Consider the following 18,322-nt stretch of genomic DNA (forward strand, 5'->3'; position numbering starts at 1 on the left):
AGGCTTCACTCCAGCGCCCACTCCGCCAATTTCCCCGTCACCTGCGTCATCAACACATTCTCGACATCCCGCGCACCCGCCGCGCTGCACTTGGCGAGCACCGCTTTGACGATGCCCGCGTCGAACTCGAACGGCTTGCCGGTCGCGGCCTTGTAGCGTCCGCGCAGTTTCTCAAGCTTGGCCAGCACGATCCCTTCCAGCGTCGCTTCGTCCAGCGGCCGGTAGGCGACCACCGTCATGCGCGCCAGGAACGCCGGGCGGAAGGCTTGCAGCAGCACCTTGTGCAGCGCTTCGTTGAAGGCATCGGAGCCGACCTGTGCGGCGGGCGTATCGAGCAGCAGCTCTGCGCCGACGTTGCTGGTGGCGAGCATCACGGTGTTCTTGAAGTCCACCACCAGCCCGGTGCCGTCTTCCATCAGGCCCTTGTCGAACACGTTGTAGAACGCCTCCAGCACGTCCGGATGGGCTTTCTCGATCTCATCCAGCAGCACCACCGAATAGGGTTTGCGCCGCACGGCTTCGGTGAGCACGCCGCCGCTGCCGTAACCGACGTAGCCGGGCGGGGCGCCCTTGAGCTGGCTGACGGTGTGGGCTTCCTGGTATTCGGAGAGGTTGATGCTGATCAGGTTGCGCTCGCCGCCGTACAACGCATCGGCCAGCGCATAGGCGGTTTCGGTCTTGCCGACGCCGGTGGGGCCCACCAGCAGGAACACGCCCACCGGTTTCTGCGGGTCGGTCAGGCCGGCGCGGTAGGCCTGCAGACGCTGGGCGATGGTGCCGAGCGCCGTGCCCTGGCCCATCACCCGCTGGCCCATGCGCTGGCCGAGGGTGCGCACGGCGTGGGCCTCGTCGGCGAGCATCTTGCCGACGGGGATGCCGGTCCAGCCGGCGATGACGGCGGCGACGGTCTTGCCGTCGACCTGTTCGGGCACCAGCGGATCGTCCTGGCGGATCGCGTCGAGCCCGGCCTCCAGGCGCAGCAGTTCGGCGGCCAGGTGGTCGATGCGGCTGTCGGTGGCTTCGTCGGGCCTGTCGCTGTCGGCGCGCTCGCTCAGGTCGAGCAGCTCGCGGCGGGTGTCGAGCAGTTCGCGCACGGCCACGCGCTCTTCGCTCCAGCGGGTCTCCAGTTCGCGGATCGCTTGCACGTTGCTCGTCGATTCGCTTTCGAGCCCGGTGATGCGTTCGCGGTGGTCCAGGCCCGTGGCTTGTTCGCGGCGCAGGCGTTCGAGCTCTTCCTTGAGGCTTTGCTGACGGTGGCGCAGGCTCTCCAGCGGCGGTGGCACGTCGTGCTGGCCGAGGGCGACCCGGGCGCAGGCGGTGTCGAGCACGCTGATGGCCTTGTCGGGCAACTGGCGGCCGGAAATGTAACGGTGCGACAGTTTCACCGCCTCATGGATCGCCGCGTCGAGCACCTGCACGCCGTGGTGCTGCTCCAGTTTGGCGGCCACGCCGCGGAGCATTTCCACCGCCGTGGTTTCGTCCGGCTCCTCCACCTGCACCAACTGGAAGCGGCGGGCGAGGGCCGGATCTTTCTCGAAGTATTTCTTGTATTCCATCCAGGTGGTGGCGGCGAGGGTGCGCAGTTCGCCCCGGGCCAACGCCGGCTTCAGCAGATTGGCCGCGTCGCTGCCGCCTTCGGAGCCGCCGGCGCCGATCAGGGTGTGGGCTTCGTCGATGAACAGGATGATCGGCTTGTCGGCGCTGCGCACCGCGTCGATCACGCCTTTGAGCCGTTGCTCGAACTCGCCCTTGACCCCGGCCCCGGCTTGCAGCAAGCCAAGGTCGAGCACCCGCAGGCTGACCTCCTGCAAGGACGGCGGCACGTCACCGGCGGCGATGCGCAAGGCCAGGCCTTCGACCACGGCGGTCTTGCCCACGCCCGGCGCGCCCACGAGGATCGGGTTGTTCTGCCGGCGCCGCAGAAGGATGTCGATGCACTGACGGATCTCGCCGTCGCGGCCGACGATCGGGTCGATGCGCTCGGCACGGGCATCGGCGGTCAGGTCCTGGGTGTACAGGTCGAGCACCGAATCCTGCCGGGGGGCCGGGCCTGCGTTCGGGACGGTGCGCGGGCCGACGTGCTCGCGGGAGTTTTCCGTCCATTCCAGCAGGTTCGCCCGCAGGGCTTCCTTGGGGATGCGCAGCAGGGACGAGGCACTGTTGAGCAGCAGGCTGCGGCGTTCGTCGCGGTCGATCAGCGCCAGCAGCAACAGGCCCGAGCGGATGCTGTCGATCCCCAGCACGCTGGCCTGCACCACGGCGTCTTCCAGCAGGCCGAGGGTGTGGTTCGACAGGGCCGGGGTGCGGGTGCTGCCGGACTTGAACAGATCCAGCGCCTTGTTGATTTCCGCCGTCAGGGCATCGCGCTCAAGGCCGAAGCGCGGCAGCAGGAACGCCAGGTCACCGCCTTCGATGTCGAGCAGCTCCAGCAACAGGTGTTCGATCTCGACGAAGTGGTGGCCCCGTTGCAGGCAGCGCTGGGCGGCCCGTTCGAGGGCGCGGCGGTTGTCCGGGTTGAGGCGTCCGATCAGGCTGGCCAGTTCCATCTCAGGTGATCTCCAACTGGCGAAGACGGGTTTCGATCCGCTGCACCGCCAGGCTGGCCTGACGCTGCAGGCCGCCGTTCCAGCTCAGCAGCGCCGGGGCCTGGCGCCCGAGCTTCAGCGGGCCGGCGCCGCGCACCAGCAGCACCAGGGTGACGTCCAGGTCCGGGCCGAAGTACAGCGCAGCGAGGCTGGCCAGCGCCGGGTGCGCTTCGCCGTCCGGCAGGAAGCGTGCGGCCACAGCCTGAGGCAACGGGCCGAGGGTCAGGCGGATGCCGGCGTGCTCGTCCCACACGCGGGTGCCGGCCACGGCGGTGCGGCCGAGCTGCAGGTTGCGTCCGCCGGCCTTCATGACGCTGCGGCTGGCGGGCGGGATTTCGCGCCAGGCGCCTTCATAGGCGTTGAGCTTGACGGGCACTTCGAACTGCTCCCGCACGATGGCGGCGAACCCGGCCAGCGAGCGGCGGCCGTCGGCGTACAGGGCCGTGCAGGCCAGCACCGCGCAGTCGGGCACGGCCTGGCGCTCCTGCAAGGACTTGGGCAGCAGCCCGGTCAACGCCCGCAGCTGCGCCTGCACCGGCGAGGCGCCGGGCGTGGTGAAGCCGAGGGCGATCCGGTGCTTGCGCATCACCTTGTACAGCAGGCTCAGCAGGCGATGCTGGAACAGGTCGAGGAACTCGGCGGGCGCGTGATCCTTGGCCCGGGCCCGTTGCTGCAGCCACTCCTGATAGGCGTAGGGCAGGGGGCCGTCGGGGCCGCCGAGGCCGAACACCGGCGTCTCCAGCGTCAGCGGCTGGCCCGGCTCTTCGCGCAGGCGCTCGATCTGGCTGGTGGGGAAGGTCGGGGTCAGCGGTCCGCGCAGCTTCACGGCCTCGGCCTGGGGCGCGGTGCCGCTGCCCAAGGACTCGGCCTGAGGCTGTTCGCGCTCCAGCAGCAACAGCGCCTGCAGCCATTCGAACGCCTGCGGATCGCGGCGCAGGCGCTGGCCCAGGCTCAGAGTGACAGGGGCATGCCGGCTTGGGGTTGCCATGCCTTGACCTCCCTGTCGGCCTGCATCAGCACCGTGCGCACGAAACGGTTGGCGGTCGCGTAGAGCGAGAAGAACTGCGCCAGCACGGCGGAAAACAGCACGGCGCTGCTGCCGACGAAATGGTGCGGGTCGAGCTGCAGCTGAACCTCAAGGCCATTGCGCCAGCCGCGCCAGGCATCGGCGCCGACGTGGCCGATCACCCGCTCGCAGGCCAGGTGCGCCAGGCCTTCGATCTGCCGTAGTGCGCTGGCTTCGTCGCGCAGGTTGTGCAGATGGAGGATCTCCTTGAGCGCATCGAGCGCTTGCGGGCCTTCGACCAGCGACAGGTGATTGAGGGTCAGCTGCGACACCAGCCGCCAGCGCGACGCGCCGTCCAGCCGCGGCAGGCTCTGTGGGCTCGGCGGGTTGCGCAGGCGCGCCCAGGCCACCGGCCCCGGCCGTTCGAAACTCAGCGGCGTGCCGGCCGGCAGGCTCTGGGCCAGGTGGCGGTTGGTGCACAGCAGCTCGGCCGTGAGGCTGTAGTCGGGCAGGTCGGTCGACGGTTCGAAACGGGTGTCGACCACGCTCACCAACAGGTCGCTGCCGAGCCGGTTCGGCGCCATGCCGCTGACCCGCCGCGCATGCCAGTAACGCTGCTGGTCGCCGCCGCTGTGCTGGCTGCCGTAGTAGGCCGGCACCCGTTGCACACCGGCGACGGAGCTGGCGCGCATGGCGCGGATGCTGTGGATCTCCACGCTGTTTTCCCGGTGGCTGTCGGCGATCAGGCGGTATTCGCTGCGGGTGCCGTCCGGGCGCAGCGGCTCGGACGTGCGCGGGAACAGGTTGATCACCGGCGCGCAGCCCAGGGCGACGTCGCTGGCCTGCAACGTCAGGCGACCGGCTGGGGCCCGGTCGAACACGATGTACAGGTACAGGGTCTGGCTGTCGCTGGCGGCGCCGGCCAGCGGCAGGTCGAAGAAGTGGAATTTGTCCGGGAACGCGAAGTATTCGGCGAGCAGGCGCATGCCCGGATGCACGCCGTCTTCGTCCGGCAACAGGGCCTCGTCATCGGCGAAACCGACGACCTGCGGCAATCCCTTGAGCGCCTCGGGCACGCTGCCCGACGGGCCGGCCAGCACCTGCACGGCATGGGCACCGAGCAGGTCGCACAGGCAAGCGTTGATCACCGGCGAGGCGGTCAGGTGGATGCGCAGCGTCTCGATGCCCAGCTCACGCCATTGGCTTTCGCCCAGGCATTGCAGGCTCAGGCGCAAAGCCGAGCGGGCAGTGGCGACGCCGGTCAGGGCCTGCGCTTCGTCGCTGCCCAGCAGCAACGCTTCGCTGACCTTGAGCGGCCACAGGCGCACCGCCGCGCTGGTGCGAAAGTGGATGCTGTCGCCCTTGTCGGTGGTGACGAACAGCGGCGTGTCCCTGGGCAGCGGGTAGCCGCCGTCGAGCTTGCCTTTGCTCGGGTCGGGCTCGAACTGCACGATGGCGCAGGACGGCATCGGCCGCATGGCCAGCGGGTACAGCTGCTCCAGCAAGGCATCGCTGAACTCGGCGTAGTCGTCGTCCAGCCGCCGTTGCAGGCGTGCGGCGAGCAGGGCGAAGCCTTCCAGCAGCCGTTCCACATGCGGGTCGGGGCACTCGCCCGGCGACAGTTCCAGGCGCCGCGCGACCTTCGGGTAGCGCTCGGCGAACTGACTGCCGGCATGGCGCAGCCAGGTCAGTTCCCGTTGGTAGTAGTCGAGCAGTTGCGGGTCAATCGAGTCGCTCATGGCGCACCTCCAGCCCTTCGTCGCCGGGCTCGATGACGAACGCCACCGGCCAGTGCCGCTGGCCGCTGCGCAGTTCGCCGAGCAGGCGGATGCTCAGCCGCTGGGGATGTTCGGGCAGGGGATTGACCTGAACCTCGCCCAGGCGTAGGCGCGGCTCGAACCGGTCGATGGCTTCGCGGATGTCACGCGAAAGGCGCCGGCGGTCATCGCTGCGCTGCTGTTGCAGGGCGCTCCAGTCCGCGATGCCGTAGTCGATGACGCTGGGCGGGCGGGTCAGGGTCTTGGGGCCCCGGCGGGTGTTGAACAGGCGCGACAGCTCGGTGTGCACCGAGTCGAGCAGCGCCTGGCGGTCGAACACCGGCGCGCCGTCGTGCTCGCTGGAGGCGAGCCGTTCGAACAGCGGCGCCAGGATGCCGGTGTCTGCCATGGCCGGGGCGTCCGCTTAACTGACCAGCTTGTTCGCGGCCAGGTCCCAGGTCGAAGCGGCGGTGCCTTCCTTGGTGCCGTCGTCCTTCTGCGCGGTGAGCTCCCACTTGATCTTGGTGAAGTTCAGGGACAGGGTCTCGACCGGTTTGCCGCCGGTGCCGCCGCTGACGCTGACGTTGGAGATCACCACGTTGGTCAGGGTGTAGATGATGAAGGGCAGCAGCTGGCCGCTGCCTTCGGCGGCGTTGCGGCCGATGGTGATCTTGGCTTCCGGGATCGGCTTGCCGGCGCAGCAGTATTCGTTGAGGGACGGGGTGGAGGTGTCGACGAACTTGGTCAGGGTGAACTCGCCGACGTGGGGCTTGCCGCTGGTGCGCTCCGAGTTGCTGACGTCGTTGGTCACTTGCATGGCCACGTTGTGGCTGTAGGACATGACTTCGATCTTGTCCGCGTAGCCCTCGAGCAGGCTGTCGCCTTTGATGTCGCCGCCGAGGTCGAGAATGATTGCATCCATCGCTTGGAACTCCTGAAGGTTATCGCGCTAGGCAAACGGGGAGAGGCCCGCCGGCGGTGCCGGCGGGCGAGGGCCGGTCAGGCCGCCACCGGCGGCGGCAAGGTCGCGACCAGGCGGATCGATGCGGTCAGTTCCTCAAGCTGGAAGTGCGGCCGCAGGAACACCGTGGCCCGATAGGCGCCGGGCTTGCCGGCGACTTCGGTGACGTCCACCCGCGCTTCGCGCAACGGGTACTGCGCCTTGATCTCCTGGGGCGCGTTGTCGTTGATCAGCACGTAGTCGGCGATCCAGTTGTTGAGGTAGCTCTGCACGTTGTCGCGGGTCATGAAGCTGCCGACCTTGTCGCGCATGATCACCTTCAGGTAATGGGCGAACCGCGACGCGGCGAGCACGTACGGCAGCATCGCCGAGATCCGCGCGTTGGCGTTGGCCTCGTTGGTGTTGTAGACCTTGGACTTGTTGGTGGTCTGGCCGCCGAAGAACACCGCGATGTCGCTGTTCTTCTTGTGGCACAGGGCGATGAAGCCGAGGTCGTTCAGCTCTTTTTCGCGGCGGTCGGTGATGGCCACCTCGGTCGGGCACTTGAGCGACAGGTCGCCGGAGCTGGTGCGGAAGGTGTGCGCCGGCAGGCCTTCGACCGCGCCGCCGCCCTCGGCCCCGCGGATCGCCGCGCACCAGCCGTACTTGGCGAAGGCTTCGGTGATGCGCTGCGACAGCGCCCAGGCGGCGTTGCCCCACAGGTATTTGCTGTGGTCGGTGCCGTTGACGTCTTCGACGTAGTTGATGCCTTCCACCGGAGAGGTGTCCGGGCCGTAGGGCAGGCGCAGCAGGAAGTGCGGCAGCACCAGCGACACGTAGCGCGAGTCTTCGCTCTCGCGGAACGAGCGCCACTTGATCAGTTCCTGGCTCTCGAAGACCTTCGACAGGTCACGCGGCACCGCCAGTTCGGTGAAGCTGTTCATGTCGAACAGCCGCGGACTGGCGGCGGCGATGAACGGGGCGTGGGCAGCGGCGGCGACGTTGGAGAGTTTCTCCAGCAGGCCGATGTCCTGCGGATGCCGGCCGAAGGTGTAGTCACCCACCAGCAGGCTGAAGGGATGGCCGCCGAAGGTGCCGTATTCCTCTTCGTAGATCTTCTTGAACAGGGCGCTCTGGTCGAACTCGACGGCTTTCTCCAGATCGTTCTGCAGCTCCTTCTGGGTGACGTTGAGCAGGCGCAGCTTCAGACGGGTGCTGGTCTCGGTGTTCTGCACCAGCATGTGCAGGCCGCGCCAGGACGCTTCGAGCTTCTGCAGGTCGGGGTGGTGCAGCACTTCGTTGAGCTGGGCGCTGATCAGCTCGTCGATCTGGCTGATGCGGTCGTTGATCATGGCCACGGTGTCCTTGTCGATGGCCATGCCTTCGTCAAGCACCTGGGTGGCGAACTCCGCGAGCATGTCGCGGGCGTAGTCCTGCTGGCTGTCGTCGTGGGCCATGCGGCCCTCGGCGATGATCTTGTCCAGCAGGGACAAGGTCTGGGTCGTGCCTTCACTGGCTTCGTTCTGGGCGGCGGCGGGCATGGTGGATTCTCCCTGGATTCAAGTGGACGGTCAGGCTTGCGGTTCGGCCGGCGCATCGGCGTCAGCGGCCGGGACAGCGGTGTCCGGGCGGGCCGACTTGATCTCCTGCAAGCCTTCGGTGTTGGCGATGACATCGCGCAGCAGCTTGTCCAGGTCGTCGTTGCCGTCGAGCTTGGTCAACAGGTCGCGCAGGCGCTGACGGGCTTCGAACAGACGGCGCAGCGGGGTGACTTGCTCCACCACCTTGACCGGGTCGAAATCGTCGATGTGCTTGAAGTTCAGTTCGATGTTGAGCTTGCTCTCGTCGCCGGTCAGCGTGTTGTTGACCTGGATCGTGGCGCGGGGAGCGATGGAGGCGAGCACTTCGTTGAAGTTGTCGCGGTCGATTTCGGTGAAGCGGCGTTCGGTCAGTTTCGGCAACGGCTCCAGGGGCTTGCCGGACAGGTCGGCGAGGATCCCGACCACCAGCGGCAATTCCTTTTTCTCGATGGCGTTGCCGATTTCGACGTCGTAGGTGATTTGCACTCGGGGCGGGCGAACCCGGTCGAGCTTGTGCTGGGTGCTTTCTGCCATGTCGGCGGACTCCGATGCGATGGGCGGGCGCAATGCATCGGGGAGGCCCGTTCATCGCTTTCCCTTGCTGGACCACAGGTTAGAAAGGGAGGCAGATGACCTGTCGTTCCTTTGACAAACCTTCCACATTCGGCTGTAGGAACCGAACTACCCAAGACGCTAGAACAGGACTATAAAAATGCAAGCGAAAAACTTTTTTGGACTGTACTGCGAAAAGGAAAATTCATTTTGCGTGCACGACTTTTTCTAACGTTCGGGTTTGCGCTGCTCGCCGGCTGTTCACTCTTCGGGCCGAAAGTGGACCTCGACAGCCTGACCCTCGACGTCGCGCCCAAGGCCAATGACGACACCCCCATCGCCGTGGATTTCATCGCGGTCAACGATCCGGACCTGCTCAAGCAACTGTCGGGCATCAGCGCCAGTCAGTGGTTCGCCGGGCGCGAGCAGTACCAGCGCGACTACCGTCAATTGATGAGCGTGTGGGGAGTGGAGCTGGTGCCGGGGCAATTCATCGACCGCCAACCCTTCCCGTTGGGGGGCAAGCGGGCGGCTGGACTTTTGGTCTTCGCCAGCTATAACACACCCGGAGCGCACCGCTTGCGGCTGGATGACCGGAGTGACGCCTGGCTCAAGTTCGACAGTCGCGAGATGAGCCTGGTCAGCAGGGAAAACTGAAAGCGCACCGTCCGCCGCCGGCCTGCGGCGCAGTCGAAGGGAATCACATGAGTCTGCTACCTGACGCGGTTTGCTGGCATGAAGGCATGCAGTTGCTGCCGCAGCATTTTCAGTTGCAGGGGTTGCGGGCCGAGGCGCTCGGCGCGCATTTGGCCCAGGCCTGCAACCCGTGGTTCTGGGGCGTGGCGCGCCTGGAGTTCGACCCCTCGGCGATGAGCGCCGGGGTGGTGCGCATACTGGCGCTGCAAGGGACGATGCCCGACGGCTTGCCGGTGGACGTGCAGGCCGGCGTCGGCCCCGCGCTGGAGCTGGACGTGAGCGCGGCGGTGGACGAGACCGACGACGCCACCGTCACCGTGTACCTGGCCGTCAGCCCGTTGTGGCGCGCCGGTCAGCTGTTGCCGCTCAAGGGCCGTCTGCAATCGGTGGTGGGCGAGGCGCTGCCGGATCTCACCAGCGGCGAGTTCCCCGAATCGATCACTGTGTGGCGACCCAATCCGCGCCTGTGCACGCAACTGAACAAGGCCGACTCGATCTGCCTGCCGCTGCTGAAGATCCGCAAGGAGGGCGGCGGTTTCCTGCCGCTGCCGTACACACCGCCGACGCCGCTGCTGCTGCCGGACTCGCCGCTGGGCCGCCGGGTGGCCGGGCTGTGCGCGCGGGCGCGGGAGAAATGCCTGTTCCTCGGCGGTCGCCTGCGCCAGGCGCAGCAGGCCGGCAACCAGGACGATGCGCTGGAGATCCGCCGCCAGTTGACCGCGCTGTGGACGCGCCTGCCGGAAGTCGAAGGCGCCCTCAACAGCCGCATCGCCCATCCGCAGGCGCTCTATGTGCAGTTGCTGGGCCTGGCCGGCGCGTGGTCGGCGCTGGATCCGCTGGCCGGCGTGCCGGCGTTCGCGCCGCTGGATTTCCTTGAACTGCAGCGCGGCTACGGGCAGGTGCTCGACTGGCTGGAGACCACCCTCGAACTGATCCGCGCCGGTTACCGCAGCATCGCCTTCGAACGGGGCGAGCAAAGCTTTTCCATCCAGCTGCCCGAGGATCGCCCCAGCCAGCGCCTGGTCATCGGCCTGCGCATGCCCAACGGCGTCAGCGAACAGGCCGCCGGCGACTGGCTGCGCGGCGCGATCATCGCCTCGGCGCCGCACATCGCGCTGCTCAGCCGTCAGCGCATGAGCGGCCTGGCGCACCAGGCCATGAGCCGCAGCGAGCAAGTGGCCTACAGCGTCGGCGACGACACCCGCCTGTTCGTGGTGACCGCCGAAGGCACCTGGTTCGACGCCCAACTGCCGCTGATGATCGCCGCCCCGGCGGCCAAGCTGACCAGCAGCCCGTGGCAGGTGGTGCTGTTTGTCCCGCAGACCGGTGAAAGTGCCTGATCACACAAGGAGCCGCTCATGTCGCAGGGGAGTGCCGCAAGCCTGGGGTTGCAAGACGCGCCGCTGAGCAGCGCGTTCCGCCAGGCCTGGCAGCAGTGGTCGCAGGACTGGAGCCAGTTGCCCAAGGACGGCGAGGACGAACAGGCATTGGTCGACACCGTGGTCGAGCTCTCGTCCCAGGCCTCGCAGCGCCTGTGGCGCACCGCGTTTGCCCGGGTCGGCGACGCGGCGACCGAGCAGGTGCGGGCGCTGGTGTACGCGTTCGTCGCACTGGTGGACGAAACCCTCTTGTTCACGCCCTGGCCGGGGCAGGCCGCCTGGCAGGACAAACCCCTGGAGTCGCGCCTGTACGCCAGCCGTCAGGCCGGCGAGCAGGTGCCGGCGGCCATCGCGACATTGCTTGAGGAGCAGCAGCCCACCGCCCGCGATCTGGCCAACGTCTACCTGCAATGCCTGATCCTCGGTTTCCACGGTCGCCTGCGCGGCGAGCAGAGCCAGGCGCAACTGGAGAAGTGGCGCCTGGCGCTGTTCGCCTTCGCCTGGCAGGACGACGCGGACTGGGCCGACGTCAGCCAACGGCTGGTGCAGCCCTCGCAGGCGGCGCCGCTGAACCTGCCGGTGCGCACCGCGCTGCCGGACGGTTTCAGGCTGGCGTTGGGCATTGCGGCGATGGTGCTGTTGCTCGCCGGTTTGGGGCACATGCTGTGGCGCGACATCGGCCAGGAGCTGGAGCCGGTGCTGCAAATGACTGAACTGACGCCCGCGCCGGAGCAAGGCTCATGAGCACGCTGGCGATCGTGGCGTGGGTGGTCGGCATCGTCCTGCTGCTGGTGCTGCTGGCGGTGGCGGTGTGGTGGCTGCGCACCCAGAGCGGCGCGGCGATCCGCAGCTTCTACGGTGCGGTGCGGCACATGGAACAGGAGCAGGGCAGCCGCGACCGCTATCAGTTGCCGTGGCTGCTGATGCTCGGCGACGAAGTCCAAGGCGCGCAACTGGTGAGCGAATGGCGCCTGCAACCCACCGACAAGCCGGCCTGGTTCGGCCGCTGGTGGTCCGATCCGGAAGGCGCGGTGCTGGTGGTGCCCCAGGCGCTGTTCCTGCCCGAAGACGGCATGCACCTGCAACGCGGCGGCTGGTGGCGGCTGCTGGGGTTGATCCTGCGTCTGCGCAGCAAACGTCCGCTGGACGGCGTGATCTGGACGGTGCCCGCCGCGCGGCTGGGCAACCTGGAGCAGGCGACCGGCCTCGGGCTGGCGGCCCGGCGGCGTTTCATCGACTTGCTGCAACGCTTTGGCCTGAGCCTGCCGGTGTACGTGGTGGTCACCGGGCTGGAGGAATTGCCGGGGTTCCAGGAACTGATCAGCGCGTTGCCGGACGAGGCCCGGGAACGCACCCTGGGCTGGTCGTCGCCCTATGCCAGGGATGCGGTCTGGCAAGGGCAATGGAGCGACCAGGCGCTGGACCGTCTGCACCGGGCAGTGGCCGAAGCGGTGATCGAGACCGGCACGCTGTCCGGGCACCTGAGCGCCGACCTGTACGCCTTGCCGGAGCGCCTGGAAAGCCTGCGCCGCGGCTTGCAGAACGTGCTGGAACCGGTGTTCCAGGGCAATGCCCAGGGCGAGGCACCGTGCTTTCGCGGGCTGTACCTGAGCGCCAACCAACCGGCGGAGGATGCGCTGGACGGGTTCTCGGCCGATGACAGCGGCCTGCAGCAAAGCGCCTTCGTGCGCCAGTTGTGGCGCCAGCGCATCGTCGGCGAGCGCGGCGTGGCCCAGGGCGTGCCGCGCCTGTTGCGCCTGCGCCAGCGCTGGCAACGGCTGACGGCCGGGGTGGCGCTGGTGGTCGCGGTGGTCTGGGCGGTGGCGATGCTGCTGGTCTGGCATGCCTCGGTCAAGGATGCCCATGAGCTGGCCCGGCTGCTGCAAGTCGCCCAGAAAGGCTATGTGGCGGTCACCGACGATGCGCACCGGGTCGAGCCGACCCGGCGCAACGTGCAAAGCCTGTGGCGGGTGATGGAACGCTCGCCGCGCTGGGATTTCGCGTCGCTGGTGTTCCCGACGTCGTGGTTCTCGTCGCTCGATTCCACGCTCGAACGGCAACTGCGCCTGTCGGCCCGGCGGCACTTGCTCGAACCGCTGCACGACCTGCTGGGCGCCGAGCTGGCCAAGCTCAAGGGCATCCGCAGCACCGACCGGCGCGTCAGCGTCGAGAGCGAAGATCCGGCGCAGTGGCAGAACTACCAGAAGGCCACGGACCTGGTGGACCGCGCCGTGCGCCTGGAGCAGCAGAACCAGTGGTTCGGCCAGGCCCTGAACAATCCCCGGGCGCCGCTGGAGGATCTGGTGCAGTTGAGCAACAACGCCCTGTCGCTGAACCTCAACGCCGGCACACTGCCCCACGCCGCGTTCTTCAACCGGGTGCTGCTGGCCGATGAGGACGGCAATTTGCAGGCGCTGGACCTGAGCGTCGAGCGGCCGCAGATCGTGGGCAATTTCACCGGGCTGATGGAGCGTTGGCTGGACCAGTATTTCCTGGCCGACAATTTCGTCAGCAAGGCCGGTTACCTCAAGTTGCACCTGGAACAGCTGGAGGTCGGCAGCGGCAACAGCCTCCGCGAGCTGGAGGACCTGCGCGCACTGGTCGACGACTTGCAGGTGGCGATCGCCCTGACCAACTCGACGTGGGGCCGGGGCAAGGGCCAGGACCTGGTGCCCGGCTACCGCGAAATGCTCGACAAGGTGCACAAGAGCGTGTTGCTGGGGCCGGCGGTGGAGCAGCAACTGGAAGCCCAGGCGGCCAAGTTGCAGCAGAGCTTTCGCGACCAGTGGATCGCCCAGGTCGGCTCCCGGGGCAACCTGCTGGTGCAGCAGGGCAGCGGGCAACTGACGTTGCAGGAGCATGTGGTCAAGCTGGACAACGCCGTGCAGTCGCTGTTCAAGCGCGACTTCGTGTCGGTCGCCCTGCGCGCGAGCCAGGACAACATCGACCTGCGCGGCCAGACCGTGGACGGCGACGACCTCGACACCTCGTTGAGCTATTTCGCCAGCTACAAGAGTTACATCGCTGAAGAGCTGCCCAGGATCCCGTCGATCTACCGTGGCGCGCTGTTGCAGGCGGCCGAAAGCGCAGCGGCCCAGGCGATGTGGCTGAGCCTCAAGGACCACGACGATCAGACCCAGCCCTACGCGGTGTTCAACGTACGGGCGGAGCAGGCGATGGAACTGCAGAAAGCCTTTGTCGAGGTGCACCGCATGGACCTGGCGGCGCGTCTGCAAAGCGCGCTGAACCGCCGCGCCATGGCGCAGATCGTCAGCGGCCTGGAGGAGATCGTCGCCCAGCCGCTGTTCGGCGGCCGGGCCGAAATCAGCCAGTGGGACGGCTCGAAGAACCTCGGCCTGCAACTCTACGGCGCCAGCGATGTGCAGGACCTGAAGCAAAGCCTCAAGCAGCAGTTCAACACCATGCTCGGCATCACCGAGCGCCGCACCTCGGCGTTGCAGTGGCTCAAGACCCAACAGGCCAACCTGTCGGCGCTGGACTACGAACGGGTGACCCAGTTCAGCGCGCTCAACGAAGAGTTGCTCAAGTACAAGGACGCCAACCCCGCCAGCTCGCCCGCGCAGATCGAACAACTGGTCAGCCGCGACTTCATAGAGATGGACACCGGCTCTTGCGTGCAGGTGCTGCAGACCGCCAACGTCGCCGGCGGACGCGGCACCCTGGCGATGCGGGCCGTGGAGTTGCAGCAGTCGGCCATGCAGCGTTGCCAGTTCCTGCAACAGCAACAGGCCGCCGCCGCGTGGAACGAGCTGGCCAGCTACTTCAACCAATACCTGGCCGACCGCTTCCCGTTCGCCAACGGTGTGCAGGCGCAGGATGCCGACCCGGCCCGGGTGCAGCACTTGCTGGAACTGATCGACAAGCGTCTGCCGGTGGCGTTGGCGGGCCTTTCCTCGAGCCAGGCGCCGGAGCGCCTGGCGGCAGAGGATTTCCTCAACCGCCTGAAGCAGGCCGGCACCTGGCTGACGCCGCTGTTCGTGCGGGACAAGAGCGGCATCCTCGGCCTGGAGCTGGATGTGCGCTGGCGCACCGACCGCGAGGAAGAGCGGGGCGCCGATCAGGTGATCGCCTGGGGCCTGCTGGCCGGCAGCCAACAGATCAACTACCCCGGCGCCGAGCAGCCGAACCTGCGCTGGATGGTGGGCCAGCCGGTGCGCCTGACCTTGCGTTGGGCACGCAACGGCAACGAACGGCCGGTCAACGATCCGTTGCAGCCCAACCTGGTGGTGCGCGACCTTGAAGCGGGCTGGGAATACGGCGGGCCGTGGTCGCTGCTGCGTCTGATGCGCGCGCACTACTCGGTGCAGCGCCAGCCGAGCATGGACTACACCGATTTTCCGTTGAGCCTGCGCCTGCCGGTCACGGCGCAGAACGACAGCGTCACCACCGGGTTCACCCGGATGTTCGTGCGGCTGTCGTTGATGAGCCAAGGGTCGAAGCTGCCGATGTCCATCGCGCCGCCGCCGACCCGGGCGCCGCGCTCGCCGTTTCAGGTGACCGGCACGACCGCCGCCATCGACACCCAGAAGGAGGGGCTGTGAGCCTGCCATCCACCGCGTTGCCTGACCTCATTGAACAGCTGCTCGCGCCGATCAGCGAAGACGCGCCCTGCGGCGTGGACCTGCGCTACGAACGCGAGTTCGACCAACTGCGCGACCTGCGCCGCGAAGACGACGCCAGCCTGCCGACCGGGGTGTGGGAGTCGACGCTCAAGCGCGCGGACTGGCCGAAGGTGGAAGCGCTCACCACCCACCTGCTGCTGGAGCGCAGCAAGGACCTGATGCTCAGCGCCTGGCTCGGTGAAGCGTGGCTCCATTTGCAGGGGCTGGACGGCCTGCCCGGCAGCCTGGCGCTGGTCGCCGGTCTGTGCGAGCGCTATCCCGAACAGGTGCACCCCCAGGCCGAAGACGGCGATCAGTCCTGGCGGGTGACGCCGCTGGAATGGCTGGTGCGCCGCTATAGCGAAATCCTACTGACCCGGGTGCCGCTGTTCGGTGCCCACAGCCGTGATTTCGAGGGGTACAGCCTGAGTGTCTGGCGCCGCCTGCAGGTGCAGCAGGTGCAGGTCAACGACAGCAAGAACGCCAAGGCCCTGGCGGAAACCGCCCGCAGCGAACAGAAGAAACTCAGCGATCAGGTGCGCGCCACGCCCATGGCGTTCTGGCTGCGCCAGCAGGGCAACCTGCTGCTGGGTTTGCAGCACCTGCAAAGGCTGGATGCCTGGAGCGACACCTATCTGGGGGATCAGGGGCCGGGGCTCAAGCCCCTGCAGGAGACCCTTCAAGCGCTGCTGACGCTGGTCAAGGAGTTCATCGCCATGCACCCGCAACAACCCGCGCCGCCACCGGTTCAGGAACCTGCCGCCCAAGCCCCGCCCGCCGACGAGACGCCTGTCGACCCGACGGCCGAAGCGCCGGCGGCCCAGGTGTTCCGCGAGCCGGCCAGCCGCGAGGAAGCCTATCGGCAATTGCTGCTGATCGCCGAATACCTGGCCCGCACCGAGCCCCACAGCCCGGTGCCGTACCTGATCCGGCGCGCGGTGGAGTGGGGCAACAAGCCGCTGAGCGAGCTGTTGGGCGAACTGATTTGCGCCGACGCCGAGGCGCGGCGGATGTGGACGTTGCTCGGCGTGCTCTAGGGCCTGTGTGAAAAGCCTTGAGACGAAGGTCAGGCAGGGCGAAAACAGCCGGGGAAGCGGAGTTTACGGGTTGCAAATGAGCATTCCGAGGCTGTTTTCAACGCAGCATCACCGAGTATCAATGCTTTTCACACAGAGCCTAGTGCACGCGCTGATTGTTGAGGCGAGGGGGCAGGTCGAGGGGCGTCAGTACCGGTTGCCCGGAGAAGAACGCCATCAGGTTTTTCCCCACCAGCTCGACGGTGCCTTGGGTGGCCTCCGGTGACAGCCCGGCGACGTGCGGGGTCAGGATCACGTTGCTCAGGCCTTTGAGCGCATCCGGCACTTGCGGTTCGTGGTCGAACACATCCAGCGCGGCCCCGGCGATCCGCCGCTGCTCCAGCGCCGCGATCAAGTCGGCGGTGGCGATCACGCTGGCGCGGGCGATGTTGACGATGAAGCCTTTGGGCCCCAGTGCGTCGAGCACCGGACGGGTCACCAGGTGCTGGGTGCCGATGCCGCCGGGAGTGGCGACCACCAGGAAGTCCGAGGCCCGGGCCAGTTCGGTCGGGGTCGAGCAGAACGCATAGGGTACGTCGGTGCGTACCTGGCGGCTGTGGTAGCTGATCTCCATGTCGAAGCCGTTGCCGGCGCGTTTGGCGATGGCCATGCCCACTGCGCCCAGGCCGAGGATGCCCAGCCGTTTGCCGGCCAGGGACGGCCGCATGATCTTGGGCCATTCGCCCCGGCGCACGGCGGCGTCGCAGCGCGGAATGTCACGCACCAGCGCCAGCAGCATGGCCATCGCATGGTCGGCCACCGAGGAGGCGTTGACCCCGGCGCCGTTGGTCACGGTGAGGCCCCGGTCGCTGGCGGCCTGCAGGTCCACCTGTTCGTAGCCGGCGCCGATCACGCAGATGATCTTGAGCGCCGGCAGCGCGGCGATCTCGTCGGCGAAAAGGCCCAGCGGGCCGCGGGTCAGCACGGCGTCGATGCGCGGGCCGTGGGTGGCGATGGCCTGGGCACGTTCGGCGGGGGTGGGGGCGAGGATCAGGTGAAAGCCCTGTCGTTCGAGGATCGGCAGGTAGTCATTGATGGTTTCAACCAGTACCAGAACGGTGGCGGGCATTGCTCGGCTCCTGTGATCGTCGTCGTGTCGGTCGCGAAAGTCGTGCCAGAGTGCGGATTGCGCAGCGGTTTGGCAACCGCAGGCCCTGGGCTCGCACCAGCCAGTGTAGGAGCTGGCGCAGGGGCCGGGAGGGCGCTTGGTCAGGCGGTTGCGCCGCCGGGAGCGGGCGCGGTTTCAGCTCACGTACTGGGCGATGCCGTTGCCGAACGACCAGTTCTCCTTTTTCACCTCCACCAGATTGATGAACACGTCTTCCTGGCGCACCGCCAACTGGTTGTGCAGGTGATAGGCGATCGTCTGGTACAGCTGCTGCTTCTGCTCGACGCTGCGGCCTTCGCTGACCGTGAGCTGGATGAACACCATGCCGTCGCTGCGCGGGATGCCCAGGTACTGCGGGTCGTAGATGAAATGCGGCCCGTCGTGCTCGGCCAGGATCTGGAAGTTGTCGTGCTCCGGCACGTTGAACGTGCTGCGCAGGGCGGCGTAGATCACCTCGCCGATGCGCTTGGCGAAGGTGGGGTCGGGATTTTTCCTGATGTCGACGCGAACGAGGGGCATGGGGCGGCTCCAGGGGGCTTGAGGAACACGGTCGGAATCTCGCCATTGGGTATAGCCGATAAACACCGATCGGTGAGCTTGTTTAAACCTTCTTGTAATCCGAGGTGTTTTCTTGCCTGGCATAAGGACGCAGCCTACAGGCGCGATGCGATTCGTCCGCTATCCGGCTTGGGCCGAAGGTGAAACCATGAAGCCACACGGAAGGGAAAGGCTCTCCAGGATGGAACAGCCGCCCGAAGGGTAACCGCCAACAGCCAAGGACGGCCCATGCTTCAGAACAACCGCAAAAACCTGGAACTGGACAAGCTGCAGGTTGAAATACAAAAACTCGGGGCCGAACGAAGCAAGCTCATGGCGGAGGAAAAAAAGCTGACCTGGGAGGCCACCTTGTATCCGCTCGCGGTCGGGGCAGGGATGCTGACTGCGCTTGTTGCCGCGTTGGGGCTGCTTTTCAAACCGTGACGTCGCCACTCCGGCACCGGAGGCTGCATGCCGTACTTAT

15 protein-coding genes are annotated in these 18,322 nt (G+C 67.2%); 6 read left to right on the forward strand and 9 right to left on the reverse strand.

Going from position 1 to position 18,322, the window contains the following annotated elements:
• Positions 1–5: 5 nt before the first annotated feature.
• From tssH to tssB, 7 genes are all read right to left on the reverse strand, one after another.
• A complete protein-coding gene (gene tssH / locus KVG96_RS08175; RefSeq protein WP_217891548.1) occupies positions 6–2,546 on the reverse strand; it encodes a type VI secretion system ATPase TssH in 2,541 nt (846 codons plus the stop codon).
• 1 nt (position 2,547) lies between these two features.
• Positions 2,548–3,573 (reverse strand): type VI secretion system baseplate subunit TssG, encoded by a 1,026-nt coding sequence (gene tssG, locus KVG96_RS08180; protein ID WP_217891549.1) that lies wholly within the window; start codon positions 3,571–3,573, stop codon positions 2,548–2,550.
• The gene (tssF, locus tag KVG96_RS08185; protein WP_217891550.1) at positions 3,537–5,330 is read right to left on the reverse strand and encodes a type VI secretion system baseplate subunit TssF; all 1,794 of its coding nucleotides are present in this window, start codon (positions 5,328–5,330) and stop codon (positions 3,537–3,539) included. Before tssF ends, tssG begins: the two co-directional genes overlap by 37 nt.
• Positions 5,314–5,757 carry a type VI secretion system baseplate subunit TssE gene (gene tssE, locus KVG96_RS08190; protein ID WP_085639884.1) on the reverse strand — a complete coding sequence of 148 codons (444 nt, stop codon included), beginning with the start codon at positions 5,755–5,757 and terminating at the stop codon, positions 5,314–5,316. The genes tssF and tssE overlap by 17 nt, the downstream gene beginning before the upstream one ends.
• Before the next feature lie 15 nt (positions 5,758–5,772).
• Positions 5,773–6,270: an Hcp family type VI secretion system effector gene (locus KVG96_RS08195; protein WP_217891551.1), complete on the reverse strand. Its 498-nt coding sequence runs from the start codon at positions 6,268–6,270 to the stop codon at positions 5,773–5,775.
• Positions 6,271–6,347: 77 nt separating this feature from the next.
• Positions 6,348–7,829, reverse strand: a complete 1,482-nt coding sequence (tssC, locus tag KVG96_RS08200) for a type VI secretion system contractile sheath large subunit (RefSeq protein WP_085583471.1) — start codon at positions 7,827–7,829, stop codon at positions 6,348–6,350.
• 30 nt (positions 7,830–7,859) lie between these two features.
• Positions 7,860–8,402 (reverse strand): type VI secretion system contractile sheath small subunit, encoded by a 543-nt coding sequence (gene tssB / locus KVG96_RS08205; protein WP_217891552.1) that lies wholly within the window; start codon positions 8,400–8,402, stop codon positions 7,860–7,862.
• Positions 8,403–8,630: 228 nt separating this feature from the next.
• Here tssB and KVG96_RS08210 point away from each other — a divergent pair, with 228 nt between their 5' ends.
• The 5 genes from KVG96_RS08210 to tssA are packed head-to-tail and all read left to right on the forward strand — an operon-like array spanning position 8,631 to position 16,154.
• Positions 8,631–9,077, forward strand: coding sequence for a type VI secretion protein (locus KVG96_RS08210; protein ID WP_217891553.1), 447 nt, complete (start codon positions 8,631–8,633; stop codon positions 9,075–9,077).
• 47 nt (positions 9,078–9,124) lie between these two features.
• Positions 9,125–10,456, forward strand: coding sequence for a type VI secretion system baseplate subunit TssK (tssK, locus tag KVG96_RS08215; protein ID WP_217891554.1), 1,332 nt, complete (start codon positions 9,125–9,127; stop codon positions 10,454–10,456).
• Positions 10,457–10,474: 18 nt separating this feature from the next.
• Positions 10,475–11,239 (forward strand): DotU/TssL family secretion system protein, encoded by a 765-nt coding sequence (locus KVG96_RS08220; RefSeq protein ID WP_217891555.1) that lies wholly within the window; start codon positions 10,475–10,477, stop codon positions 11,237–11,239.
• On the forward strand, positions 11,236–15,057 hold the full coding sequence (locus tag KVG96_RS08225) for a type VI secretion system protein (RefSeq protein ID WP_217891556.1): 3,822 nt from the start codon (positions 11,236–11,238) through the stop codon (positions 15,055–15,057). The genes KVG96_RS08220 and KVG96_RS08225 overlap by 4 nt, the downstream gene beginning before the upstream one ends.
• Complete coding sequence (tssA, locus tag KVG96_RS08230; RefSeq protein WP_217891557.1) at positions 15,054–16,154, forward strand: type VI secretion system protein TssA; 1,101 nt, start codon at positions 15,054–15,056, stop codon at positions 16,152–16,154. The genes KVG96_RS08225 and tssA overlap by 4 nt, the downstream gene beginning before the upstream one ends.
• A 139-nt stretch (positions 16,155–16,293) precedes the next feature.
• On the opposite strand, the gene KVG96_RS08235 is transcribed toward tssA, so the two are convergent.
• Entirely contained in the window at positions 16,294–17,262 is a 969-nt protein-coding gene (locus tag KVG96_RS08235; protein WP_217891558.1) for a 2-hydroxyacid dehydrogenase, read from the reverse strand.
• A gap of 174 nt (positions 17,263–17,436) precedes the next feature.
• Positions 17,437–17,820 carry a tautomerase family protein gene (locus KVG96_RS08240; RefSeq protein ID WP_217891559.1) on the reverse strand — a complete coding sequence of 128 codons (384 nt, stop codon included), beginning with the start codon at positions 17,818–17,820 and terminating at the stop codon, positions 17,437–17,439.
• Between the two features lie 267 nt (positions 17,821–18,087).
• On the opposite strand from KVG96_RS08240, the gene KVG96_RS08245 reads away from it, so the two are divergent.
• Positions 18,088–18,282, forward strand: a complete 195-nt coding sequence (locus tag KVG96_RS08245; protein WP_217891560.1) for a hypothetical protein — start codon at positions 18,088–18,090, stop codon at positions 18,280–18,282.
• Positions 18,283–18,322 lie beyond the last annotated feature (40 nt).

Source organism: Pseudomonas ekonensis (genome assembly GCF_019145435.1).
Lineage (GTDB): Bacteria > Pseudomonadota > Gammaproteobacteria > Pseudomonadales > Pseudomonadaceae > Aquipseudomonas > Aquipseudomonas ekonensis.